The sequence below is a fragment of the Ruegeria sp. G12 genome (genome assembly GCF_056533565.1).
In genome coordinates this window covers 33,903-57,806 of sequence record NZ_JBQFOO010000010.1, presented here as the reverse complement: position 1 = coordinate 57,806, position 23,904 = coordinate 33,903, and the positions used below count along the sequence as shown (strand labels likewise).

Below are 23,904 nucleotides of genomic sequence, written 5' to 3'. Positions count from 1 at the left end.
CAAGAGGTGCTGGTAACAGTTTGAAATTAAACCTTGGTAAAGGAAAGATAAGAAACGCTTACTCACAGGACTTTGCGCATTATGTCAGCGGATCGTGCAGCCGGGCAATCAGGTTTTGCATATCGTCCGGCAAATCGGCCTCAAACCGCAGGTTTTCGCCTGTCACGGGATGTTCAAAGCCCAAAACAGCAGCATGCAGCGCCTGACGCGGGAAAGCGCGTACCGCATCTGTTGCAGTCGGGCTGAATGCTTTTGCCGACAATTTGCGCTTGCCGCCATAGACGGGGTCTCCAACCAGCCCATGCCCTGCATGCGCCATGTGAACCCGAATCTGATGCGTGCGCCCGGTTTCCAGCCAGCATTCGATCAGCGCCAACCCGGACGGTTGCCCGAACGTTTCAACGACCCGCGCACGTGTCACCGCATGGCGTCCGCCGTGGAACAGAACCGCCTGCCTTTGACGGTCAGTCTTATGTCGCGCCAACTGCGTGGTCAGGCGCATGATGTTTCCGGGTTCGAAACTCACGCCCTTAACCCCGCGCAAACGCGGGTCGTTCGCGTCCGGAACGCCGTAGCACAGCGCCCGGTAGTAGCGTTCAACGCTGTGAGCCTCTAACTGGGCCGCCAGCCCGTGATGCGCAGCATCGGATTTGGCGACGACCAGCAGGCCAGAAGTTTCCTTGTCGATGCGATGCACAATGCCGGGGCGTTTGACACCGCCCACCCCGGACAGGTCATCACCGCAGTGATGCAGCAGCGCATTCACCAGCGTTCCGTTGGGCGAGCCTGGTGCCGGGTGAACGACCATACCCGCAGGCTTGTTCACCACGATCAGATCGTTGTCTTCGTAGACGACCTGCAATGGGATATCCTCGGGGCCGATGTGGCTTTCTTCGGCATCGGCCACCGTGATCAGGACCACGGCCCCCTCGGCCACTTTAAATTTCGGGTCCCGCGCCTGTGCGCCGTTCACTTGCACCGCACCGTCCTCGATCAACCGGACCAGACGGGTGCGCGACAGGTTTTCCTCGGGTGGTACATCCCGCGAAAGCGCCTTATCAAGGCGGGGCGGCGGAGCGGCCGCGATCTGAAACTCAATCTGGCGGGTGCTCATGACTGTCCCTTCCGAACCCCAGGAACCGCAGGAAACACCGCAGCTTCGGCTGTTGCGGCGCATGGTCATGTTACTGACCGCGGTGATGATTGGCGGGGTTCTAGTGACATTCGCGCTGATTGTCATCCGGCTTTCGGACCGCACCCCCACCCTGCCCGATCAGATCGAACTGCCAGACGGCGCGCGGGCGCAGGCGCTGACGATTGGAAACAACTGGTATGCGGTGGTCACGGATGACAACCGCATTCTGATCTTTGACAAAACCACCGGCAAGCTGCGACAGGAGGTTGCGGTCGAATAGGTCAGAAGCTTGGATTGAACTTGCCTGTCAGTTTGGAAAAAGACGCGTCCCAACCCAGGCGTCGCCCAATTGCTCATCCAGCCCTGGCGTGCGCATCTTTCGTTTCCCCCCAAATGGGCACAGCGTGATCTCCCCCAAGTATATCTCGGACCCAATCGCATAGAGGTCCACCCGCGCGAATTCGACGCGCTGCCCAATAGCCTCGGCGATCTGAACCATATCGTCATAGCGTTCGGGCCTTGGTTCGGTGTCGTCGCTGGTCTTGAAATACAGCTCTTTCGGAATGTAGTTGAAGTCCCGGTCGTGGATCATCTGAACATGCCCACGGGATCGGTCCCTATCGACCTGCACAAGCTGCACTTCTCCGGCAACGACCCAGAATTTCCAGTCGATAATGTCCTCGCCTTCGGGGGCCAGATCCTCTTCGATGAAGAACCGCGTTTCGATCGTGGAATACCACCATTCCGCCGCCCAATATCCGTGTGGAATGGACTTCTTGCTCCAACCGATGAGCTTTTGGTTCGCAAGCGCGCGTTCTTCGACGTTCACGGGCCACGACATGCGGTAGTTCTGCCCCTGACCATTGTTGCACTTTAGCCAATAGGTTCCCGGCTGCAGGTCAAGCTTTTCGGGAAGCTCGGGCTCAGGCGAATCCCAAAACCTTCGCACCGGAGTAAGCAGACCCCTTGCAGATGAAGGTATGAAACTCTCGGCCGTTAGCTTGTCGGCCGCCGGGCTTTCCGGCATCTCACCGAAAAGCTTCATGACCAGAAGCTTTTCCGTCAGAGTTTTTGGCTTCGACAAATCCGGCAGATACCGCTGGTTGTTGGCAAAGCGCGAAAGTGACATCGAAAGCGCGTTCAACCGGGCGGCATCATTACTGTAGTGGTCCCAACCCCTTTGGAAACCTTGACGGGGCGTGCCGCTCACCCGGTAAAGATCGCTGCTCTGTATTTTGTCCAACTCAGATTGCGCCACCTTAAGATACTGTTCTGATTTGGATATCTGTGCGACAGATTGGATTCCGTTTGTCGCTGCGCTGATGTCTTCCTGACTCAACCGCAACGCGGGGAGAACGTCGGGAAACTCTATCTTTTTGGGTGCAGCCTTGCCCTTTCTGGGCAGCGGGGCGTCGCCGGGTCGAATGCCCAAACTGCGCAGCCTGCGGTCCAGGAACGAATGTCGTTTGACACCTTTGGCAATCCACCACCGCATGCGGCGCCCCCAAAGGTGCACAGCAAGCGTTTCTTCCGACAGGTATTTCCCGCGAAACTCGCGTGCAGGAATGTCATTTGCCTGCCCGGTCTGGCGGAACGGCAGAGGATAGAACACCGGGATCGGACTGGCATGCCTGATCTCATCGAAATGCTTCAGATACCACGTCATGACCTCGGGCCCATAAACGCTGTGTGCCTGCTCGGACGCGTGCGGCAGTTCCCCTGCCTTTTTCTGGCGTTCAAGCTCTTCCCTTTTCGCGCCTTCCACCCATGGGCGGATCGGGAATGGGTCCAGGCTGTATTCCGTGAACGCTGTCAATGCAGGGCTGTCAGCCGGCAGCCGCATGATTGCATTGCAGATCGTGGTCTTGTTGAAGTAGCCGAAAGTATGGTCTGCTTTGGGAATGGCCGCGATCGAGAACACATCGGTATCACACCACAGGAAATCCGTTTTCTTCATAAGCTGCAGCCTGAAAATGTCGGACTGAGGTACAGGTGTTTTGAACTGATTGTTCATGATGAACTGTTTCGGCTCATGAATCTCGTTCGCTGATACCAGTTCAATGCCCTCGGGCACGTTTTCAACCTCACCATAATGGAACAGCACCACCCGGTGCCCGTTCGCAACGAAAGACAACATGCACATCTGCTCAAGGAAGCTTAGCGGCCCCTCCAGCCAGAGCATTCCAATCGTCGGAAGATTGTTTTCGACAACCATTAACACGTTACTCCGAAGGGTATGCCATCAGGATTCGGGCGGCTCAGGTGTCACAGCAGACACCGCGACCTTTGTTAGTCGTTCATGGGTGCCGCGGTCACGGGCGACGAACTGAACGGCAGGCTTGTCGATGAGCTTACCGTAGAGGCCCCGGTATTCCGGCAGTTCCAGAAGCTGGTCGATCAGATCCTTGTGCCACCGGAAGGCTTTTTTGTGCAGCCGCCTTAGCTTTGGATCAGCCTTGAACTCCTCAACCAGTGCGCTCACCTCGTCTTTGTACCTTAGAACCGAGTCGTCTTGCGTACCGCCCCGGTTCCAGCGATCCCAATATTCGGTCCCCAATGTTTGCGAAGAATGGTTGGCCCGCCCCCGGCTGCGCTTGGCCAGATAGGCTTGCGTTGACCGGACGGCGTAGTGGTTGATCTGCGCCACCTCGAACCCGAAAGGGGGTGCCACGTGGTTTCCAAACGGCGCGGGCTCTTTCGCATGACCGCCCGGCACGGACCGAAATATGCCGGCCTGCAGGTCCGGCTTGGGATGCGGGTTATGCAGCCCATAGCGGGTGTAGAATTCCCCCTGCTGGAACATCGACTTGACGAAACGCCGCCCGGCCCCGCCGTCCTCAAAATCCATTTCGCAATCGGTGAATTGCTGGGTGATCGGAGCATCGCGCAGCACGTGGCGGCCATTGTTCGAAAACAACTTCCAAGGGATAGAGATGACATCCACATCCGGCGTGGCTTCGATCAGGTCGTCGACCCTGTTGCCCCCAACATGGATGTTCAGAAACTCGTCTGCATCCCCGACGTAAATCCACTGCGCCTCTTTCACTGCCGGAAGACGGCGCGCCTGACGCAGGGCGGACCGGTGAATTCCCCCGACGCCAACCCGATTCCTGTGAAACTCCACATGCCCCATAGTCTGCAGACGTCTGAGGATTTGGTTCGTCCCGTCCGAGCAATCATTGGTGAAAACGATGATCCTGTCGAAACCAAGCACCGTGTGATGGGCCACCCATTCCAGGATATACGGCCCCTCATTCTTCATGGACGTAATCAGGACTTTTTCAGGTTTGCCCATCGCCGCTACCCGATACCTTGTGGTCTTATTGCTTGCTGTCGTCCTGCGGAACGATCTTTTCAATCGCGATCTGTGCGCCCGCGATTGCCCGGATACGCAGCTCGCGGGGGTGAAGCCCCAGAAACTCGTTTACGGCGCGGATCACACCGTCGCCCCACCAACCGCGGCGGTGGTAATCGTCAAAGGCCATGATCCCGCCCGGCTTGATCTTGGGAAACAGGGCCGCCAGATCGGCAGACACGCCTTCGTAGGAATGATCGCCATCGACGTAGGCGAACGAGATACTCTCATCCTCGAACAACTGCAGCGCCGGGACCGAGAAATCGCGGATGATGCCGACTTTGCCCTCATCAATCTCTTTCTCGAAAGTCTTGACGACCTTCTGGAAGATGGCCTCCATCTTTTCGTCTTCGGTCCGGCCGACGAAAGCGGTTGTGTGCGATTCCTCACCGATGTGCTTCCACGGGTCGATCAGGAAAAGCTGGCTGGGCTCCAGCAGCTTGAGAATGGTCGGCGAGAACTCTCCCTGCCACACCCCGATCTCAACCGCGACGCCGCCTTTGGGCAGGCGCGAGAGAAAGGTCCGACGAATGGCGTCTTTCGTGTTCTTCCGCTTGGTCGCCTTCGCCGCCTTGGGCTTTTTCTGGCTTCCGGGCATCGCACCGATGACCTTGGATTCGTCTGACATCTCGACCTCACTGTGGTGACGGGCATTTATTCCAGCCCGCTTTGTTACTTGATGAAGGGCTACCATGCCCAAGACCCAAGAGCCAGAAACTATATGTCCTCAGTGTTAAGTGGAGGTAACTTGTCGATGCCAAGCCACGGTGGCTGCAGGCTGGTGATACGGTACCGGGCCGCATTGCCCCCCAGAAAACTGTTTATCGCTGCAGACATACCCGAATATGACCCCTTCCCCCTGCGGTAAGAGGTAAACGCGATGCTTCCGCCGGGCGCCAGAACGCGGTCGATCCGCCTGAGCAGCTGGGTCATGACACGCTCGGCCCGGACACCGCGAATAATGACCACGCCGACGGATTCGTCCTCGAACAGTTTCAGCATCAACGGGGGCAGCGCCCGGTAGACCCGCAGCCGCCCGTCAACGATGGGTTGCCGGAAATATTCCAAAAAAGCGTAGAACGACCGGTCGAGCGCCTGAAGGTCCGGGTCCTGGGTTGTATCCGCGCAGGCGAAACTGTCCCATGACAAACCCCAGGGGCCGATCACCGTTAACTGAGACACCGCATCTAGCGCCAGTATTTCGTCAACCAGTTCGGGCTCCACATGGCCGATCAGAACCCAGTTTTTCTTCCCGCTGATCGATTTGAGAAAGCTCTGCCGCTGTTCCTTTGTTCGCTCCATCTCTGGCGATGCCGAGGGCAGCAGAGTGGGGTCTTTGGGGTCGAACGGAAGGGAAACCTGCTTGGCATCCGTGATCTTGGCATGCTGTGCTGCGGCGACTTCGTAGTCCAGCGGAGTTTCAAGCGCGTCGAGCCGGGCGAACCATGGAAAACTATTCGGTTTAGGGCTTTGAACTTTTGCCATCTGTCCCAAACGGTTCCACTTTGCGACCTGAGCAAAGCTGACCTCGGGATCTTTGTAGGTTTCAACATCGAAGGAGGCGTTTGCCTCCTCAATCACCCCCAAATCCAGCGCTTTCAAGTTCTGCCCGCTTCGAAAATTCTTATATTTTCGGACAAACTCTTTCGCCGCATCCGTCTCGCGGATCATCGCAATTCTCGATTTATGGAAATCCACTGCGTTTTCGTGCAAATCCCCCAAGACGCTGTCAGCTCGCAGGCGATCGTAAACCTCGCGAAGACGCAGGACTTTAGACAGAATAGATGTCTCTTCGACATCATTGTAGCAATGCAGGTGCCAATAGGCCTGTCCCGTCGCCTCCATCTTCGGGTGAAAGGCCGTGGTGTTCACGTCCCCGCGCAGCCGTTTCATCAGGTAACTCTCAATGGACCTGACGGCATAGTGGTTCATGCGGAACAGGCTTCGCCCGAACCCGGCACCCGTGGTCGAAAAAGCCCACCCCCGCCGCCGCATCGCAGGTGGCAAAGGGTCGCCGTCCCCGTCCACCCAAGCGAACCGATCCGCCTTTCCCCGAACCGGGCCACGGGGTCTGTGGGTGTTGATCGAGCGGTAAGAGCCATTGTTTCGGATCAGGGATTTGAACGCGCGCAGATTTTGCGGCATGACAGCCCCAAGCTGACCGGCCCTGGTAAATTGCTCCACCACGAGGCGATCTTCGAATTCCACCATGCCGTTATGTCCAAAAAGCTGCCACAGCGCCGCAAACCCATCCGCATGCGGCAATGTGTGGAACAGGTCATCCAAGGTACCGCCGCCCACGCGGATATCCAGAAACTCATCAACATCACACACTAAAATCCACTCAGCCTCGTCGTACCACGGCAATTCCATGGCCTTGGCATAGGCAGAGGCCTGAGGCCCAAACTTCCAAGGCCCGGGGTTGTCAATATGCTTCAGGAATCCCAATTCTTCACAGCGCTTAAGGATCTTATCGGTGCCGTCCGAGCAGTCATTTGAACTCACAATGAAATGCGTGAACCCGATGGACAGGTAATAGGCGATCCATTCGAGAATAAACGGCCCTTCGTCCTTCATCGTGGAAATGACAAGTCTCATCCGATAGCACCTGTAGCCGTTTTGCTGCGCTCATTGCCTGTTTCTTGCAGGTTCTTTGGACGCCCAGCTTTGTTATGTGTCCCGGCAGCGCTTTGCAAGCAACCGAACCGCGCGGAATTCGCGCGCGCGGCGTTTCAAATCTGGTCGGCTGCAGTTTGCCGGGAAGATCGAGCAAGACTGTTTTCGGCAGGGCATTTCCCAACGAATACACCGGCGCTCTTAACAGGACATGGCCGGCCAATTTTGTTGCAATACTGCTATGAAATGGTGCGGTCGAGAAGACTCGAACTTCCACGGGTGTTACCCCACAGCGACCTCAACGCTGCGCGTCTACCAATTCCGCCACGACCGCACTGCCATTGGCTTGGTAGAGGCGCGTATAGACGTTGGCGCAGGTGATGTGAAGAGGCAAAAACACAGTGGTTTAAAATCTCGGGACGCGTTCATATTTTGGGACTTAACCTTGACATCCTTATCTGACAGGAACCGCGAATGTCCCAGCCTGAAACCCGACCCGTCATCCAGATCGACATCGTGTCCGACGTGGTCTGCCCCTGGTGTATCGTCGGGTTCCGGCAGCTTGATCTGGCGCTGCAGCAACAGGGCATGCTGGCGCGGCTCAGGTGGCATCCGTTTGAGTTGAACCCGAACATGCCCCCCGAAGGGCAGAACCTGCGTGAGCATATTGCCGAGAAGTACGGCTCGACCGCTGAGCAAAACCAGCAAGCCCGTGCGCAGCTGACCGCGTTGGGCGCGGAACTGGGGTTTACCTTCAATTTCAGCGATGACAGCCGGATCGTGAAGACCTTTGCAGCGCATCAGCTGTTGGATTGGGCGGAAACGCAAGGCCGGCAACACCCGTTGAAGCTGGCGCTGTTCGAGGCCTATTTCACCAAGCAACAGGATGTCTCGGACCCCGAGGTCCTGCTGACCGCCGTCGAAGCGGCCGGACTGGACCCGGACGCGGCGCGGGCGGCGCTGAACTCGGGGCAGCATGCGGCCCCGGTGCGTGAGAAACAGCAGTTCTGGACCAGCCAGGGGATCTCGGGCGTGCCGTCGATGGTCTTTGCCGGGAAATACCTGCTGACCGGGGCGCAGGGGACCGAGACCTACAGCCAGGTCCTGCAGCGCTGCCAAAGCGAGGCCGCCTGACCCCTTTCCCCCACCTGCCCCGCACGGTATGAGGCCCGCATGGAATGGAAAATCACCGACGGTCTGACCAGCTATGAAGACGCTGTCGCCTTTATGGAGGCGCGCGTCGCCGCCATCGCAGCGGGTGAGGCCGATGAATGCGTCTGGCTGCTGGAACATCCGCCGCTTTATACCGCCGGAACCTCAGCCAAGATCGAGGACCTGACCGACCCCGACCGGTTTCCGGTGTATGAAAGCCAACGTGGGGGCGAATACACCTATCACGGGCCCGGCCAGCGTGTTGCTTATGTCATGCTGAACCTGAACACGCGCGGGCGCGATGTGCGCCGGTTCGTGAAGCAGTTGGAGAACTGGGTCATCGCGGCACTGGCGGAATTCAACGTGAACGGGGAAATCCGCGACGGGCGCGTGGGCGTCTGGGTGCGGCGGGACGACAAGCCCAAGACGATCACTGGCAAACCGGCCGAAGACAAGATCGCCGCCATCGGTCTGCGCCTGCGAAAATGGGTCAGCTTTCACGGCATCTCGGTCAATGTTGAGCCGGATCTGGACCATTTCACTGGGATCGTGCCCTGCGGGATCTCCGAATACGGCGTCACCTCTCTGGTCGATCTGGGGTTGCCCGTGACCATAGCAGACCTGGACGCCGCCCTGCAGAAAACCTTTGCCGAAGTCTTTGAGCACGCCGAGGCCTGATCCCTCGAATCACTTTGAGACATTCAGGCAAACAACAATTCTGCGCGCTAAGATCGTCTGTTTCCCGTCAGCACAACAATTGACCGGCAGTACCGCGGGTTTTCGACCAATTTTAACCAAAACGCGCTTTGGTTGAATACAGCGCGGCGGAAATCACGTAATCTGAAATTGCCAATCTTGAGTGAGTGGTATGTTAACCGGTCGACCGGGGCCTGCCCCCGAGAAATCCGTATAGTGTTTGGTACGAGTCTGCCGTTCCGACCCAAAATCGGAACGGCAATTCTCATTCCGGGATCACGCCAACGCGGCTTTGATCTTTTCCGCATGCTCCGCGATCAGGTCGAAATCCCCCATATTGCCCGGCGGGCGCATCGAGACGCCCTCGTGCCGTGGCAGAACGTGGAAGTGCAGGTGGAACACCTCTTGCCCGCCAGCGGCTTCGTTGAACTGTTGGATGGTGATGCCGTCGGCTCCGAATGCCTCTTTCGTAGCCCTCGCCAGTTTCTGGACTGTCGCCATTACCGCGGATAGCTGTTCGGGCGAGGCATCCAGCACGTTGCGGCAGGGCGTTTTGGGGATCACCAGAAGATGACCATCGGTGCGCGGCATGATGTCCATGAAGGCCAGCGTGTCGTCGTCCTCGTAGACGCGGGTCGATGGGATTTCTCCGCGCAGGATCTTGGCGAAGATGTTCTCGGGGTCATAGGCGGCCATATCTGATCTCCGGTTTTCGGGCGTTTGCGACAGTTCTGCGGCGCGGCCTTGCAGGGGTCAAGGTAGATGTCGACACTGTCCCTCTTGAATTCAGGGCCGGAATAGCCAGATAGGACCCGTTCAGGACCCGGAAATCGCGCGGCAGACACTTGCCCGCGACAATTAATCTTGATCCAGATCAAACTCGACCATTGAAGGTCGCCCCTACGCATTCTAAAACCAGCAGGAATCCCGCGCGTCAGAGAGGTCTGACAGCGCGGTGTAGTTGCAACAGGAGGCACCTAAATGGCAGACGCAGCCATTCATGGTCACGATCATGAAGACCAGCGCAGCTTTTTCACGCGCTGGTTCATGTCGACCAACCACAAGGACATCGGGATTCTCTACCTGATCTTCTCGGCGCTGGCCGGGTTCATCTCGGTGGCGATGACCGTCTATATGCGGCTCGAACTGATGCACCCCGGTGTGCAGTACATGTGCCTCGAAGGGTTCATGGCCGACCCGTGTACCCCCAACGGACACCTGTGGAACGTGATGATCACCTACCACGGTGTTCTGATGATGTTCTTCGTGGTCATCCCTGCCCTGTTCGGCGGATTTGGCAACTATTTCATGCCGTTGCAGATCGGCGCGCCGGATATGGCGTTCCCGCGGATGAACAACCTGTCCTTCTGGCTGTATGTTGCCGGTACCTCGCTGGGTGTGGCCTCGTTGCTGTCTCCGGGTGGTAACGACCAATTGGGTTCGGGCGTAGGCTGGGTGCTTTACCCGCCGCTGTCCACGACCGAAGGCGGCATGTCCATGGACCTTGCGATCTTCGCCGTGCACGTATCGGGCGCCTCCTCGATCCTCGGCGCGATCAACATGATCACCACCTTCCTGAACATGCGTGCCCCGGGCATGACCCTGTTCAAGGTGCCGCTGTTTAGCTGGTCGATCTTCGTCACCTCTTGGCTGATTCTGCTGTCGCTGCCAGTTCTGGCGGGCGCGATCACCATGCTGCTGATGGACCGCAACTTTGGCTTCACCTTCTTTGATCCGGCCGGTGGCGGTGATCCGATCCTGTATCAGCATATCCTGTGGTTCTTCGGCCACCCGGAAGTGTACATCGTGATCCTGCCCGGGTTCGGCATCATCAGCCACGTGATCGCCACCTTCTCGCGCAAGCCGATCTTTGGCTATCTGCCGATGGTCTGGGCGATCATCGCGATCGGTGTTCTGGGCTTTGTCGTCTGGGCGCACCACATGTACACCGTTGGCATGTCGCTGCGTCAGCAGGCGTATTTCATGCTGGCCACGATGGTTATCGCGGTTCCGACAGGTGTTAAGGTGTTCTCGTGGATCGCGACCATGTGGGGCGGTTCCATCGAGTTCAAGACACCGATGCTGTTCGCCTTCGGCTTCCTCTTCCTGTTCACCGTAGGCGGTGTAACCGGTGTGGTGCTGTCGCAGGCCGGTATCGACCGCGCTTATCACGACACCTACTACGTGGTGGCTCACTTCCACTATGTGATGAGCTTGGGTGCTGTCTTCGCGATCTTCGCAGGTGTGTACTTCTACTTCTCGAAAATGACCGGTCGTCAGTATTCCGAGTTCTGGGGCAAGGTTCACTTCTGGATGTTCTTCATCGGTGCAAACCTGACCTTCTTCCCGCAGCACTTCCTGGGCCGTCAGGGCATGCCGCGCCGCTATATCGACTACCCCGAGGCGTTCGCCCAGTGGAACTTCGTGTCGTCGATTGGTGCGTTTGTGTCCTTCGCCTCGTTCCTGCTGTTCTTCGGCATCGTGATCTACGCCCTGCTGCGTGGCGCGAAAGAGACCCGTCCGAACCCGTGGAACGAATACGCGGACACGCTGGAATGGACCCTGCCCTCGCCGCCGCCCGAGCATACGTTCGAGCAGCTGCCAAAGCAGGAAGACTGGGACAAAGGCCACGCGCACTGATCCCACGGTAAACCCAACAAAACCCCGCCAAAACCGGCGGGGTTTTTCTTTGGCATAAGAACCGGTTCACGCGCTGAAAACGTGGCCAAGTCGCCAGAACGGCAAAAATAGGCTATTCTGGTTCGGGCAAACCATCCGGCAAACCGGAGTGTTCAGATGCCCGAAATCGACTTTTGGTATTCCATCGGCAGCACCTACAGCTTCCTGACAATCATGCGGCTGGATGAGTGGTGCGCGGAAAATGATGCAACGGTAAAGTGGCGCCCCTTCAACGTGCGCACCGTGATGTCTGAACAGCAAAACGTGCCCTTTGCAGGCAAACCGGTCAAATCCGCCTATATGTGGCGCGATATCGAGCGTCGCGCGGCCAAGTACCACATTCATGCCAAACTGCCCGCCCCCTACCCGATCACCGATCTGGCGCTGGCCAATCAGGTCGCCCTGATGGGCATGCAGGCTGGTTGGGGCAAGGCGTTCACCCAGAACCTCTATCGCATCTGGTTTGAAGAAGGCACCGAGGCCGGCAGCGAAAGCGCCCTGTCCGAAGCTCTGCTGCGCTGCCAGCAGGACCCGCGCCTGACCCTAGCCCGCGCCCGCGGCCCCGAAGCCGTCGCCGCGCTAGAGGCCGAGACCGAGCAGGCCACAAAACTGGGCGTATTCGGCGCGCCCAGCCTTGTCGTGCGCGGAGAGGTCTTCTGGGGCGATGACCGTCTGGACGATGCCCTGTCCTGGGCGCGCGTCGGCCACGTCATCTGATCATTTGCGCTTCGACATGGCGCGGCGCTGCGCTATTTTTCTCACATGCCGTATGCATGGAATCAGACCTCGGACTCCGAACAGCAGCTGCGCCTGTGGCCACATAACTCGCTGCCCAAACGTGGGGCGATGATTGTGATCCTGTCGGTCTTTCTGTTTGGCCTGATACCCCTGCTTGCGGTGCTGGGATCGGTGATCCTGTGGGGGTTGCTGCCCTTCCTGCTGCTGACAGTTCTGGGCCTGTGGCATGCCATCCAGACCAACTACCGCGCCCGCAGTGAATTCGAAGTGCTGACGCTAAGCGGCACCCAAGCGCATCTGGTCCATCACACGCCCGGACGACAGCAACAGGAATGGTCCTGCAACCGTTATTGGGCTCGGCCCGAGATGCACAAAAAAGGCGGACCCGTCCCACATTACGTCACCCTGATCGGCGACGGGCGCGAGGTCGAAATCGGTGCGTTTCTGTCCGAGGATGAGCGTATCACCCTGTATGACGATTTGGTTCAGAAACTGCGCGACCCCGCCGAGCAGTCGCTCTAGCCGTTTGAAGCGGCGCAGAGGTGGTCCTTGACCATCGGTCCGACCTTGCCGAAATCCATCTGGCCGGTATAGCGCGTTTTCAACTCACCCATGACCTTGCCCATATCGCGGATCGAACCCGCGCCGGTCGCCGTGATGGCAGTCTGAATCGCCTTGGTGACTTCGTCGTCGTCCAACTGCTTGGGCAGGAATTCCTCGATCACATCGACCTCGCGCAACTCACGCTCGGCCAGATCCAGCCGCCCGCCCTCTTCATAGGCGCGCGCACTTTCCTTGCGCTGCTTGGTCATTTTCCCAAGGATTTCAAGAACCTCGGCGTCGCCGCATCCCTTGACCTCTTCATTGTCCGAGGCCCGTGCAGCGATGTCCCGATCCTTGATCGCCGCATTGATCAACCGCAGCGTCGACAGGCGCTCGGCCTCTTTGTCTTTCATTGCTTGCTTCAGGGCGGCATTCACCCGTGATCGCATATCCATATGGTCTGTCCATCCCCATGGCAAAGGAACCCCGACCATATCGAAACAAAAAGGCAGGCACAACAGGGGGTGAAAGCGCTTAACCCATTGAAAAACAACAATAGCCTAAATTTTGATCAGGCTTGACCCAACGCCTCATCCCCCTTAGGTATGCGCCGGTTTACCTTGCAGGAGAGTCGCGCCATGGCCCAGAACGCCCCGTCCAAGCCCACCGCATGTCTGGCATTGGCCGATGGAACGCTTTTCTACGGAATTGGCTTCGGCGCAACCGGTCAGACCGTGGCCGAGCTGTGTTTCAACACCGCCATGACCGGCTATCAGGAGATCATGACCGACCCCTCTTATGCGGGCCAGATCGTGACCTTCACATTCCCCCATATCGGGAATGTGGGCGTGAACCCCGACGATGACGAAACCGGCGATCCGGTTGCGGCTGGCATGGTGGTCAAGTGGGACCCAACCGAGCCGTCGAACTGGCGCTCGGCCGAAGAACTGAAAAGCTGGCTGGCGCGCCGTGGCCGCATCGCCATCGGCGGCGTCGATACCCGCCGTCTGACCCGCGCGATCCGCCAGCAAGGTGCGCCCCATGTCGCGCTGGCACATGATCCGGAAGGAAACTTCGATATCGCCGCCCTGATCGCCGCCGCGCGCGGTTTTGCCGGACTGGAAGGCATGGATCTGGCCAAGGACGTCACCTGCGCCCAAAGCTATCGGTGGGACGAGATGCGTTGGGCCTGGCCAGATGGTTACAAGCGGCAGGAAGCACCCGTGCACAAGGTCGTGGCACTGGATTTTGGGGCCAAACGGAACATCCTGCGCTGCCTCGCTTCGGCCGGTTGCGACGTGACCGTCCTGCCCGCCACCGCCACCGCTGCCGAGGTACTGGCGCATGAGCCGGATGGTGTCTTCCTGTCGAACGGCCCCGGCGACCCAGCCGCCACCGGCGAATATGCGGTGCCAATGATCAAAGAGGTGCTGGACACCACCAGCCTGCCGGTCTTTGGCATCTGCCTCGGCCACCAGATGCTGGCCTTGGCCCTTGGTGGTCAGACAGTCAAGATGAACCACGGCCATCACGGTGCGAACCATCCGGTCAAGGATCTGGACACCGGCAAGGTCGAGATCACCTCGATGAACCACGGCTTCGCCGTTGATGCACAAACCCTGCCCGAGGGCGTGGTGGAAACCCACCGCTCGTTGTTTGACGGATCGAACTGCGGCATCCGCATGACCGATCGTCCGGTCTATTCGGTGCAATACCACCCCGAAGCCTCACCCGGCCCGCAGGACAGTTTCTATCTGTTTGAACGGTTCGCAGCAGCCATGGCGGATCAAAAAACACAGGCTTAACGCCGAAATCATCAGCGTTAACCACACGTTAACCCTGTTTAAGCAATCCTGCCCAGCGTGATTTGCGGCAGGGTTTTCTTATGGTCGAACTGAAGCTTCAGCGTCAAACGCAGGCGCAGCCGGTACCCGGGCCGCGGTCGCGCAAACCGTTGGGCACCTGCCTGCTGGACCAAGGCATCATCACCTCGGACCAACTGGCGCAGGCTTTGCGGATGCAGATGCGCCAGAACGCGCCGCTGGGTGAGATACTGGTGGGCGAAGGCTGGGCCAGCCGGGCGCAGGTTCTTGCAGCCCTGTCCGAGCAAACCGGCCTGCAGATCGCCGATCTGGACCAGATGCCGCCACCTGCGGACCTCTGCGCATTGAAACCGGTGGAGTTCTGGCTGACCCATAACGTGTTGCCGTGGATGCGCGTGGGTCCAATCCTGCTGGTTGCGACCGCGCGCCCGGACGCATTCCCCGCCATTGCCGAAGCCCTGAAAGACAGCGGTCAGACCATCGTCCCGGTTCTGGCCGGGCCCGAGCAGATCGACGCCGCCATCGCCCGTCACTATGCGATGCCACTGGCGCAAGCGGCAGAGACGAGGGTGAACGTCGGGCAAAGCTGCCGCAACTGGTCAGCCCGGGCGCGGACCGGCTCGGTGCTGGGGATGATGCTGTTTCTGGCCACACTCATTACACTTTTTCCGACCATCGGCCTTAGCCTGTTGCTGGGCACTACGCTGCTCACATTGGCGCTGTTTCTGGCGCTCAGACTGTCGGGCCTGATCGCCTATCTGCTGCCACGCAAGGCGCGATCGGCTGCCGATGGCCCGATCCGCCTGCCCTGTGTCTCGATCCTTGTCCCGCTTTACAAGGAACGCGAGATCGCGGATATCCTGATCGCCCGGCTACGCCGTCTGACCTATCCCAAGGCGCTGCTGGACGTCATTCTGGTGCTGGAAGAACAGGACGACGTGACAAAAGCGGCGCTTGAACAGGTCGAACTGCCAAGCTGGATGCGCGCCATCGTGGTGCCTCAGCACGGGGATCTGACCACTAAGCCCCGCGCCATGAACTACGCTCTGGATTTCTGTCGCGGCGACATTCTGGGTGTCTGGGACGCCGAGGATGCGCCGGTACCAGATCAATTGGAAACGGTAGCCCGCCACTTTGCGACCGCGCCCGAGGATGTCGTCTGCCTGCAGGGCGTGCTGGACTATTACAACCCCCGCACCAACTGGCGGTCGCGCTGTTTCACCATCGAATACAGCGGGTGGTTCCGGGTGATCCTAAAGGGAATTGCCCGGTTGAGGTTGGTCGTCCCCTTGGGTGGTACCACGTTCTTCTTCCGCCGCGACAAGCTGCTGGAACTGGGCGGATGGGATGCCCACAACGTCACCGAGGACGCAGAGCTTGGAGTGCGCCTCAGCCGCGCCGGATACCGGACCGAAATCGTCAACACCACCACCTATGAAGAGGCCAACTTTCGCGCCTGGCCCTGGGTCAAGCAACGCTCGCGCTGGCTCAAGGGGTTCATGGTGACCTATCTGGTGCATATGCGCGCGCCGGGCCAATTGCTGCGCGATCTGGGGTTGTTGCGTTTTCTGGGGCTACAGGCGTTCTTTCTTGGCACGTTGGGGCAGTTCCTACTGGCCCCGGTCCTGTGGGTGTTCTGGCTGATCTTCCTCGGCCTGCCCCATCCGTTTCAGCCTATCATGACGCCCAGCTTCCTAACCGGCTGCGTCTACCTGTTTCTGATCGCCGAAGCCGCCAACCTACTGGTCGGGATGCTGGGAGTGATCGCGGGGAAACGCCGGTTCCTGCTGCCTTGGGTGCCGACGATGGTTCTGTACTACCCGTTGGGTGTTTTGGCGGCCTACAAAGGCCTTTGGGAGCTGGTCGTAGATCCCTTCTTCTGGGACAAAACCCAACACGGGCAAGCTGGCGAAGACCAGCCCCCTAAATCCTAGCCCTCCCGCCGAACCGCATCCTGTTTCAGACGGGTCATAAACGCGATCGAGATATGGTCTTTCAACGCGCGCGCCGCGGCTTCTTCGTCGCGGGCGGCGATGGCCTCGACAATGCCTTTATGCTCGTTCTGCGCAATCTCCCCACGCCCTTGCACGGCCAGCGAGGTCGTCGCCATCAGCGCCATCGTGCGGTGCACAAGGTCAAGCTGTTGCACCAGATAGCGGTTGTGCGAGGCCAGATGAATTTGCTCATGAAACCGCCGGTTGGCTCGCGACAGCGCCGTTGGATCGTTGACCAGCGCGTCATCGGCGGCGACCATGTCCTGCAGCACCCTGATTTCTTCCTCGGTGGCGTGTTTCGCGGCCAGACTTGCGGCTAGCCCCTCAAGCTCTCGCCGCACGACGTACAGTTCAGCCATCTGGTTGTGGTCCAGCGACGCCACGATCAACGACCGCCCGTCCCGTTCCAGCAAAGACTGGGTTTCCAACCTCTGCAACGCCTCGCGGATTGGAGTGCGGGACACGCCAAACCGCTCGGCCAATTCGCTTTCAACCAGCCGATCGCCGGGTTTGTAGACGCCCACATCGATGGCTTCGAGTATCAGGCTGTAGGCGTCCTTGTTGGACTGTCGGGACTGGCGCATGTGGTGTTATGTCTCCTCGTTCGGACATGTCTATCCGTCCCGAGGGTCTGCAATCAAGAGCGGCATTGAAAACCGGCTCGCCGCGTCCTAAACCCGGATCATGGTTAAACCCGCCTTCAGCCACGTCACCCAATGGGTGTTCGATCTGGACAACACGCTTTATCCGCCGCACATGCGCCTGTTCGATCAGATCGAGGTGCTGATGACGGATTACGTGGTTCAGGCCATCGGCGTTGACCGGGCCGAGGCGGACCGGCTGCGCTCGCACTATTGGCGCGAATACGGCACCACGCTGGCCGGTCTGATGGCCGAGCATGATCTGGATCCCGATCCCTATCTGCGCGCCGTGCATCAGGTGGACATGAGCCACATGGACCCTGACGCCGAACTGGCCGGCCACATCCGATCCCTGCCCGGCCGCCGGATCGTCTACACCAACGGCAGCGCGCCCTATGCCGAGCGGGTTCTGGAGGCGCGCGGATTGTCGGGCCTGTTCGACGCGATCTACGGCATCGAGCACGCCGGATACCGCCCCAAACCAACCAAGGCCGCTTTCGAGGCGATCTTTGCGAAAGACGGCATTCAGGCCAAAACCGCCGCCATGTTCGAGGATGATCCCCGCAATCTGGCCGCCCCGCATGAAATGGGCATGCGCACCGTACACGTCGCCCCCGAGCCGCACGAAGCCGATCATATCCACCATCACACCGACGACCTGACGTTCTTTCTGTCCCGCCTGCGATAGCCTGTCACACTGCGACGTTCCGCACATTTTGCACCCGCAGCACGAGCCCTATATCGCCTCTTGCGACGAACAGAACGGAGACCTCCAATGAGCGCGATCGAAAACCTTCGGCGCCCGCCGATGTGGCAACGCCTGCTATTTGCAATTCCCTTGTTTGGATGGATGGCCCACGATGCCACCCAGAGCGAGGATTGGGGCTATACCGCCCTTGCCATTTTCAGCATGTGGGGCTGTTCCACCCTGTTGTTCGGCCTGCCGGGTCTCTACATTCCTGCCCTGATGATGGTGCCGGTGATGTTCCTGATCCTCATCCTGATCTCTCGGGGGTAAGGCACGGGACAGGATGTCACTTGGCGCGTCCGGCGGAACCGCATTAGGGTCCGCCCAAAACGATGGGAAACGCCATGACTAACAGCTGCGATATCCTGATCTCCGGCGGCGGAATCGCTGGCCTGACCGCCGCGGCGGTGTTCGGGGCAGCCGGGTTCGACGTTGTCTGCGTCGACCCCACCCCGCCGATCACCGAACGCGATGTGGATGGGTCCGACCTGCGGACAACGGCGTTCCTGCAACCCGCGCACGGGTTGCTGGAACAATGCGGCCTGTGGGACCGCCTGGACGCCCACGCAGCCCCGCTGCAGATCATGCGCATCGTGGATGCCGGTGGCGATGTGCCTGAACCGCGTGTAGTCCGCGATTTCAACGCATCGGACATCTCGGATCAGCCCTTTGGCTGGAACCTGCCCAACTGGCTGCTGCGGCGCGAGATGGTGGCGCGGCTGGCCGAACTGCCCAATGTCGACTTCCGCCCCGGCACCGGCACCGTCAGCCTGTTTACCCGCACCGCCGAAGCGCGCGTGGGGTTGAGCGATGGCAGCCGAATTCGCTGCAATTTGGTAGTCGCGGCCGACGGGCGCAATTCGCCGACGCGCGAGGCTGCCGGGATCAACGTGCGCACGACGCGTTATGGGCAGAAGGCGCTGGCCTTTGCGGTCACGCATCCTATCGCGCATGAGAACGTCTCAACTGAGATTCACCGGTCCGGCGGCCCCTTCACGCTTGTTCCTCTGCCCGATTGGCAGGGCCAGCCCTCCTCAGCCACCGTCTGGATGGAACGCGGCCCTCGCGCGGTTGAGTTGCTGAATCTCGACGACAGCGCGTTCGAGGCTGCTATGACCGAACGGTCCTGCGGCTTGTTCGGGCCGCTGAAACTGGCCTCGCGCCGCACGATCTGGCCGATCATCAGCCAGTCGGCAGACCGCTTGTCCGGCGAGCGCGTCGCCCTGATGGCCGAGGCCGCGCATGTGGTGCCGCCCATCGGCGCGCAGGGGCTGAATATGTCTTTGGGCGATCTGCGTTGCCTGCTGGACCTAGCGCAGGCCCGCCCCGAGGGTCTGGGCGACGCGCAGATGCTAGACGCCTATCACAAGGCCCGGCACACCGAGATCGAACTGCGCGTCAAAGGCATCGACCTGCTGAACCGCGCCTCGATGATCGAGGCGCGCCCGTTGCGCGATGCGCGGGCGATGGGGCTGAATGCGCTCTATTCCCTGCCGCCCGTGCGCAAAACGTTGATGCAGATGGGCCTCGGGGTGCGCTGAGGCCCGCTGGTTACAAAACCTGATCCAAAACGCGTTTCAGACGGGCAATCGTGCCGTCCACGTCATACAGCTTGTCCAGCCCGAACAGGCCCAGACGGAAGGTGCTGAACCCCTCGGGCTCATCACATTGCAGCGGCACACCGGCGGCGATCTGCATACCCAAGGCGGCGAATTTTTTGCCGTTCTGAACCTCGGGGTCCGAGGTATAGCTGACCACCACCCCCGGCGCGCCGAACCCGTCTGCCGCGACTGAGACGACGCCCTTGTCCTTCAACATTGCACGAACACCGTTGCCGAGCGCCCATTGCGCGTCGCGCAGCTTCTCGAACCCGTATTCTTGCGTTTCAGTCATCGTATCGCGGAACGCCCGCAACGCGTCCGTAGGCATCGTCGCATGATAGGCATGACCGCCATTCTCATAGGCCTGCATGATCTGCCGCCACTTCTTCAGGTCGATTGCGAAACTGTCAGATGTCGTCTGATCCAACCGCGCCTCGGCATTCTCGGACAGCATGACCAGACCGGCGCAGGGCGATGCGCTCCAGCCTTTTTGCGGGGCCGAGATCAGCACATCGACGCCGGTGGCCTTCATATCAACCCAGACGCAGCCCGATGCGATGCAGTCCAAAACCATCAACGCCCCGACGTCATGCGCTGCGGACGCCATGGCCTTTATGAAGTCATCCGGCAGAATAACACCCGCCGAGGTTTCCACATGCGGGGCGAAGACCACATCCGGGCGCTGGTCGTGAATCGCCGCTACAACCTCTTCAATCGGCGCAGGGGCAAAAGGCGACGGGCTGGAATTGCCGGTTTCGCGCGCTTTCAGAACAGTTGCCGACGCAGTCAGCGCGCCGCTTTCGATGATCTGGCTCCACCGATAGGAAAACCACCCGTTGCGCACGACCAGAACTCTAGCGTCGCGCGCAAACTGGCGGGCAACCGCCTCCATCCCATAGGTGCCGCCACCGGGAATGATGGCAACCCCATCGGCGTTGTAGACCTGCCGCAGCATGTCAGAAATGTCGCGCATCACCTGCTGAAAGCTGGCTGACATGTGGTTCAGCGAGCGATCCGTGAACACGACCGAGAATTCTTCAAGGCCGTTTGGGTCGATGGAATCCAGCAAAGCGGGCATGGTCTGTCCTTTCGATCAGTTACCCGAATTCTTGGCTTCTTCACGCGGATTGGTAAAGTGTGAAATTTCTGGTTGAGTTGACCTGACGGCAACTCACGTATTTGACATAATTTCGCCCCACACACCGCTGAAAACACAAGATATGACGCCATATAGTGTCATACCTCTTTACACTTTGACGTGCTTCTGCACAGATAAGCACACTTTTTACATGAAAGGGCTTTTGTACCCGTGACTGCCCAAAAGCGGATCAGTTTCCAGTATGTTCGTGACGAAGTTAAACGAAGAATTGAAAGCCGAGTTTGGCCACAAGGCTCGTTACTCCCAACCGAGACACAGCTAGCCGAAGAATTCAACTGCGCTCGCGCAACGGTCAATCGCGCTCTGCGGGAACTGGCCGAGCAAGGCTTTGTGGAACGCAAACGTAAAAGCGGCACGCGGGTCAAGAAAGAACCCAGCAAACACGCGAAGCTGGAGTTCTCGCTGACCCGCCAGATGGTCGAAAGCCAGAACGCCACGTACCGCTATGCGCTTGTGGAACGTGAGGTGGTTTCAAGCCCCGGTTGGCTGGCCTCGCAGCTTGGCGTGTCGCCCGATGCGCGGGTGCTGCATGTGGTCTGCATGCACTACGCTGACAATCGCCCGTTTCTGCTTGAGGAACGCTGGATCAACATCGAAGCCGTCCCCGATGTGGAACAGGCCGACCTCAGCGAAAGCGGGCCGCATGAGTGGTTGTTGAACGCCGCGCCCTTTTCGGATGCCGAGGTCGCGTTCTGCGCCATTTCTGCCGATGGCCGTCTTGCCGAGTTCATGGGGACCACAGCCGGGGCGTCGATGATTCAGCTTGAACGCACCACGTGGAAGGGCGATGTGCCGATTACATTCGCCCGCATGACACATCACCCCGGCTATTGCATTCGGACCCGATACTGAAGTCAATCAGCCGATCGGCCCCGGCAGGCGTTCCTCGCTGAGCAGAACGTTTGCTTCGACGTCCCCGGCCCCCGGCAGCGTCATGATCCGCCGTCTCAGCACACGCTCGAAATCGGACAAGTCTCGCGCGACGACCCGAAGGCGGTAATCGTAAAGCCCCAGCACATGTTCAACGGTTTGAACCTCGGGAATGGCGCTGACGGCGCGCTCGAAATCTTCCAGACTGACCTGCCCCTTTCGCGCGAGTTTGACGCCCAAAAACACGGTCACGCCAAATCCCAGCGCCTCGGCGTTCAGGCGCAGGCGACGCCCTTTGATCACGCCTGCCTGTTCCAACCGCCGAATCCGCCGCCACGTGGCAGGCTGCGACAGGCCAAAACGCCGCCCCAGCGCCCCGGCGCTTTGGGTGGCATCCTGTACCAGAGCGCGCAGGATCTTGCGATCGACCTCATCCAGTTCGATCATACCGGCAGCACCTCGTTCCGCTTGACCCGGGCGATATGCATCAGCGCCTCGATATCGGCGATATGAGGCAAGGTCAGGATACGGTCGCGATAGACCTTCTGATAATGGTTCATGTCCCGCGCCAGAACCGAAAGACGCACATCGACCCGGCCCAGAAAGGTCTGGATCTCGATCACCTCGGCCACCTCGCGCGCCGCAGCGGTGAATTCGTCAAACGCCCGCGCCTGCGTCTTGTCCAGCGTCACCCGCAACGACACCTCAACCGCATATCCCAGCGCCGCCCAGTCGATGACAGTCTCCTGCCCCTCGATCACCCCAGTGGCCTGCATCTTCTCGATCCGCCGCCAGCAGACGCCGGTGCTGATCCGGCAGCGCTCGGCCAGATCCGCCGTGGTCAGGCTGGGTTCAGCCTGAAACTGGCGCAGAATACGCCGATCAACATCATCAAGCATGATTTTTTCACATTCATTATGTTTGAAGAATTATTCTTCATCTTTTTCTCAAATACTCAATCACAACGCTCTCGCCAATACCCAAAGCTAAGGATAGAAACACCGCAATCGAAACTGAAAGGACCGGCAAAATGCGCGTCTACTACGATCGCGATTGCGACATCAACCTGATCAAAGACAAGAAAGTGGCGATTCTGGGCTATGGCTCGCAAGGCCACGCCCACGCGCTGAACCTGCGCGACTCTGGTGCCAAGAACCTTGTCGTCGCCCTGCGCGAAGGCTCGGCATCTGCCAAGAAAGCCGAAGCCGAAGGCCTGCAGGTCATGGGCATCGCCGAGGCTGCAGCCTGGTGCGACCTGATCATGTTCACCATGCCCGACGAATTGCAGGCCGAAACCTACAAGAAATACGTCCACGACAACATCAAACCGGGTGCTGCCATCGCATTTGCCCACGGCCTGAACGTGCATTTCGGCCTGATCGAGCCGAAAGAAGGCGTCGACGTCATCATGATGGCCCCCAAAGGCCCCGGCCACACCGTGCGCGGCGAATACACCAAAGGCGGCGGCGTGCCCTGCCTGGTGGCCGTCGACAAGGACGCAACCGGCAAGGCGCTGGAAATCGGCCTGTCCTATTGCTCGGCCATCGGTGGCGGCCGTTCGGGCATCATCGAAACCAACTTCCGCGAAGAATGCGAAACCGACCTGTTCGGCGAACAGGCCGTTCTGTGCGGTGGTCTGGTCGAACTGATCCGCTGCGGCTTTGAAACTCTGGTCGAAGCGGGCTACGCGCCCGAGATGGCCTATTTCGAGTGTCTGCACGAAGTGAAGCTGATCGTTGACCTGATCTATGAAGGCGGCATTGCCAACATGGATTACTCGATCTCGAACACCGCCGAGTACGGTCAGTACGTCACCGGCCCGCGCATCCTGAAATACGACGAGACCAAAGCGCGCATGAAAGAGGTTCTGAACGATATCCAGCAGGGTAAATTCGTTCGCGACTTCATGCTGGAGAACGCCGTTGGTCAGCCGACCATCAAAGCGTCGCGCCGCGCCAATGACGAGCACATGATCGAGGAAACCGGTGCCAAACTGCGCGCCATGATGCCCTGGATCTCGGCCGGCAAGATGGTCGATAAAGAAAAGAACTAAGGTCGGCGAAAGCCACGGAAAAGGGCGGCCGCTACGGTCGCCCTTTTTCATTTGCACCCGGCCTTTTCCCGGCACATAAACCGCTGGTGGTATTGACCATT

The 23,904-nt window shown here is 59.3% G+C and carries 24 protein-coding genes and 1 tRNA gene; 13 read left to right on the top strand and 12 right to left on the bottom strand.

Annotation, left to right across the window (positions count from 1 at the left end; genetic code table 11):
• Window positions 1-79 precede the first annotated feature (79 nt).
• Window positions 80-1,114 (bottom strand): RluA family pseudouridine synthase, encoded by a 1,035-nt coding sequence (locus ACR0JN_RS19390; protein ID WP_480888151.1) that lies wholly within the window; start codon window positions 1,112-1,114, stop codon window positions 80-82.
• Between ACR0JN_RS19390 and ACR0JN_RS19385 the strand changes: the two genes are divergently transcribed.
• Window positions 1,113-1,415 (top strand): DUF6476 family protein, encoded by a 303-nt coding sequence (locus tag ACR0JN_RS19385; protein ID WP_480817897.1) that lies wholly within the window; start codon window positions 1,113-1,115, stop codon window positions 1,413-1,415. The two genes, ACR0JN_RS19390 and ACR0JN_RS19385, sit on opposite strands and share 2 nt — an antisense overlap.
• Window positions 1,416-1,442: 27 nt before the next feature.
• Here ACR0JN_RS19385 and ACR0JN_RS19380 read toward each other — a convergent pair whose 3' ends face one another.
• The 5 genes from ACR0JN_RS19380 to ACR0JN_RS19360 all read right to left on the bottom strand — a co-directional run bounded on the left by ACR0JN_RS19380 (window position 1,443) and on the right by ACR0JN_RS19360 (window position 7,440).
• A complete protein-coding gene (locus tag ACR0JN_RS19380; RefSeq protein WP_480888150.1) occupies window positions 1,443-3,350 on the bottom strand; it encodes an ATP-grasp fold amidoligase family protein in 1,908 nt (635 codons plus the stop codon).
• A gap of 27 nt (window positions 3,351-3,377) precedes the next feature.
• The gene (locus ACR0JN_RS19375; RefSeq protein WP_480888149.1) at window positions 3,378-4,430 is read right to left on the bottom strand and encodes a glycosyltransferase family 2 protein; all 1,053 of its coding nucleotides are present in this window, start codon (window positions 4,428-4,430) and stop codon (window positions 3,378-3,380) included.
• Between the two features lie 25 nt (window positions 4,431-4,455).
• Window positions 4,456-5,118, bottom strand: a complete 663-nt coding sequence (locus ACR0JN_RS19370) for a class I SAM-dependent methyltransferase (RefSeq protein ID WP_480888148.1) — start codon at window positions 5,116-5,118, stop codon at window positions 4,456-4,458.
• Between the two features lie 89 nt (window positions 5,119-5,207).
• Window positions 5,208-7,088, bottom strand: a complete 1,881-nt coding sequence (locus ACR0JN_RS19365) for a glycosyltransferase family 2 protein (RefSeq protein ID WP_480888147.1) — start codon at window positions 7,086-7,088, stop codon at window positions 5,208-5,210.
• A 265-nt stretch (window positions 7,089-7,353) separates the two neighbouring features.
• A tRNA-Leu gene (locus tag ACR0JN_RS19360) sits at window positions 7,354-7,440 on the bottom strand.
• A 140-nt stretch (window positions 7,441-7,580) separates the two neighbouring features.
• Between ACR0JN_RS19360 and ACR0JN_RS19355 the strand changes: the two genes are divergently transcribed.
• Together ACR0JN_RS19355 and lipB are read left to right on the top strand one after the other, a co-directional pair.
• Window positions 7,581-8,240 carry a DsbA family oxidoreductase gene (locus ACR0JN_RS19355; protein ID WP_480888146.1) on the top strand — a complete coding sequence of 220 codons (660 nt, stop codon included), beginning with the start codon at window positions 7,581-7,583 and terminating at the stop codon, window positions 8,238-8,240.
• Window positions 8,241-8,279: 39 nt separating this feature from the next.
• The gene (gene lipB / locus ACR0JN_RS19350) at window positions 8,280-8,936 is read left to right on the top strand and encodes a lipoyl(octanoyl) transferase LipB (protein WP_480888145.1); all 657 of its coding nucleotides are present in this window, start codon (window positions 8,280-8,282) and stop codon (window positions 8,934-8,936) included.
• Window positions 8,937-9,230: 294 nt separating this feature from the next.
• On the opposite strand, the gene ACR0JN_RS19345 is transcribed toward lipB, so the two are convergent.
• Window positions 9,231-9,650 (bottom strand): HIT family protein, encoded by a 420-nt coding sequence (locus ACR0JN_RS19345; protein WP_480888144.1) that lies wholly within the window; start codon window positions 9,648-9,650, stop codon window positions 9,231-9,233.
• Between the two features lie 285 nt (window positions 9,651-9,935).
• Between ACR0JN_RS19345 and ctaD the strand changes: the two genes are divergently transcribed.
• From ctaD to ACR0JN_RS19330, 3 genes are all read left to right on the top strand, one after another.
• Window positions 9,936-11,594, top strand: a complete 1,659-nt coding sequence (ctaD, locus tag ACR0JN_RS19340; protein WP_480888143.1) for a cytochrome c oxidase subunit I — start codon at window positions 9,936-9,938, stop codon at window positions 11,592-11,594.
• A gap of 156 nt (window positions 11,595-11,750) precedes the next feature.
• Window positions 11,751-12,350, top strand: a complete 600-nt coding sequence (locus ACR0JN_RS19335) for a DsbA family protein (protein WP_480888142.1) — start codon at window positions 11,751-11,753, stop codon at window positions 12,348-12,350.
• 45 nt (window positions 12,351-12,395) lie between these two features.
• On the top strand, window positions 12,396-12,893 hold the full coding sequence (locus ACR0JN_RS19330; RefSeq protein WP_480888141.1) for a DUF2244 domain-containing protein: 498 nt from the start codon (window positions 12,396-12,398) through the stop codon (window positions 12,891-12,893).
• Here ACR0JN_RS19330 and ACR0JN_RS19325 read toward each other — a convergent pair.
• On the bottom strand, window positions 12,890-13,369 hold the full coding sequence (locus ACR0JN_RS19325; RefSeq protein WP_480888140.1) for a GatB/YqeY domain-containing protein: 480 nt from the start codon (window positions 13,367-13,369) through the stop codon (window positions 12,890-12,892). The two genes, ACR0JN_RS19330 and ACR0JN_RS19325, sit on opposite strands and share 4 nt — an antisense overlap.
• A 183-nt stretch (window positions 13,370-13,552) precedes the next feature.
• Here ACR0JN_RS19325 and carA point away from each other — a divergent pair, with 183 nt between their 5' ends.
• The gene (gene carA, locus ACR0JN_RS19320) at window positions 13,553-14,719 is read left to right on the top strand and encodes a glutamine-hydrolyzing carbamoyl-phosphate synthase small subunit (RefSeq protein ID WP_480888138.1); all 1,167 of its coding nucleotides are present in this window, start codon (window positions 13,553-13,555) and stop codon (window positions 14,717-14,719) included.
• An 80-nt stretch (window positions 14,720-14,799) separates the two neighbouring features.
• Entirely contained in the window at window positions 14,800-16,671 is a 1,872-nt protein-coding gene (locus ACR0JN_RS19315) for a glycosyltransferase family 2 protein (protein WP_480888136.1), read from the top strand.
• On the opposite strand, the gene ACR0JN_RS19310 is transcribed toward ACR0JN_RS19315, so the two are convergent.
• Entirely contained in the window at window positions 16,668-17,315 is a 648-nt protein-coding gene (locus ACR0JN_RS19310) for a GntR family transcriptional regulator (protein ID WP_480817883.1), read from the bottom strand. The two genes, ACR0JN_RS19315 and ACR0JN_RS19310, sit on opposite strands and share 4 nt — an antisense overlap.
• Window positions 17,316-17,415: 100 nt before the next feature.
• On the opposite strand from ACR0JN_RS19310, the gene ACR0JN_RS19305 reads away from it, so the two are divergent.
• The 3 genes from ACR0JN_RS19305 (at window position 17,416) to ACR0JN_RS19295 (ending at window position 19,661) form a co-directional block, all read left to right on the top strand.
• A complete protein-coding gene (locus tag ACR0JN_RS19305) occupies window positions 17,416-18,060 on the top strand; it encodes a pyrimidine 5'-nucleotidase (protein WP_480888134.1) in 645 nt (214 codons plus the stop codon).
• A gap of 87 nt (window positions 18,061-18,147) precedes the next feature.
• Window positions 18,148-18,390 (top strand): hypothetical protein, encoded by a 243-nt coding sequence (locus ACR0JN_RS19300; protein WP_480888133.1) that lies wholly within the window; start codon window positions 18,148-18,150, stop codon window positions 18,388-18,390.
• Between the two features lie 74 nt (window positions 18,391-18,464).
• Window positions 18,465-19,661 carry a UbiH/UbiF family hydroxylase gene (locus ACR0JN_RS19295; protein WP_480888132.1) on the top strand — a complete coding sequence of 399 codons (1,197 nt, stop codon included), beginning with the start codon at window positions 18,465-18,467 and terminating at the stop codon, window positions 19,659-19,661.
• A gap of 10 nt (window positions 19,662-19,671) precedes the next feature.
• Here the strand turns inward: ACR0JN_RS19295 and ACR0JN_RS19290 are convergent, their stop codons facing one another.
• Entirely contained in the window at window positions 19,672-20,799 is a 1,128-nt protein-coding gene (locus ACR0JN_RS19290; RefSeq protein WP_480888131.1) for an aminotransferase class V-fold PLP-dependent enzyme, read from the bottom strand.
• Window positions 20,800-21,030: 231 nt separating this feature from the next.
• Between ACR0JN_RS19290 and ACR0JN_RS19285 the strand changes: the two genes are divergently transcribed.
• Window positions 21,031-21,732, top strand: a complete 702-nt coding sequence (locus ACR0JN_RS19285) for a GntR family transcriptional regulator (protein ID WP_480817878.1) — start codon at window positions 21,031-21,033, stop codon at window positions 21,730-21,732.
• Between the two features lie 6 nt (window positions 21,733-21,738).
• On the opposite strand, the gene ACR0JN_RS19280 is transcribed toward ACR0JN_RS19285, so the two are convergent.
• Both ACR0JN_RS19280 and ACR0JN_RS19275 read right to left on the bottom strand, forming a co-directional pair.
• Window positions 21,739-22,197 (bottom strand): Lrp/AsnC family transcriptional regulator, encoded by a 459-nt coding sequence (locus ACR0JN_RS19280; protein ID WP_480888129.1) that lies wholly within the window; start codon window positions 22,195-22,197, stop codon window positions 21,739-21,741.
• A complete protein-coding gene (locus ACR0JN_RS19275) occupies window positions 22,194-22,649 on the bottom strand; it encodes an Lrp/AsnC family transcriptional regulator (RefSeq protein WP_480888128.1) in 456 nt (151 codons plus the stop codon). The genes ACR0JN_RS19280 and ACR0JN_RS19275 overlap by 4 nt, the downstream gene beginning before the upstream one ends.
• 131 nt (window positions 22,650-22,780) lie before the next feature.
• Between ACR0JN_RS19275 and ilvC the strand changes: the two genes are divergently transcribed.
• Window positions 22,781-23,803, top strand: coding sequence for a ketol-acid reductoisomerase (gene ilvC / locus ACR0JN_RS19270; protein WP_480888127.1), 1,023 nt, complete (start codon window positions 22,781-22,783; stop codon window positions 23,801-23,803).
• Window positions 23,804-23,904 lie beyond the last annotated feature (101 nt).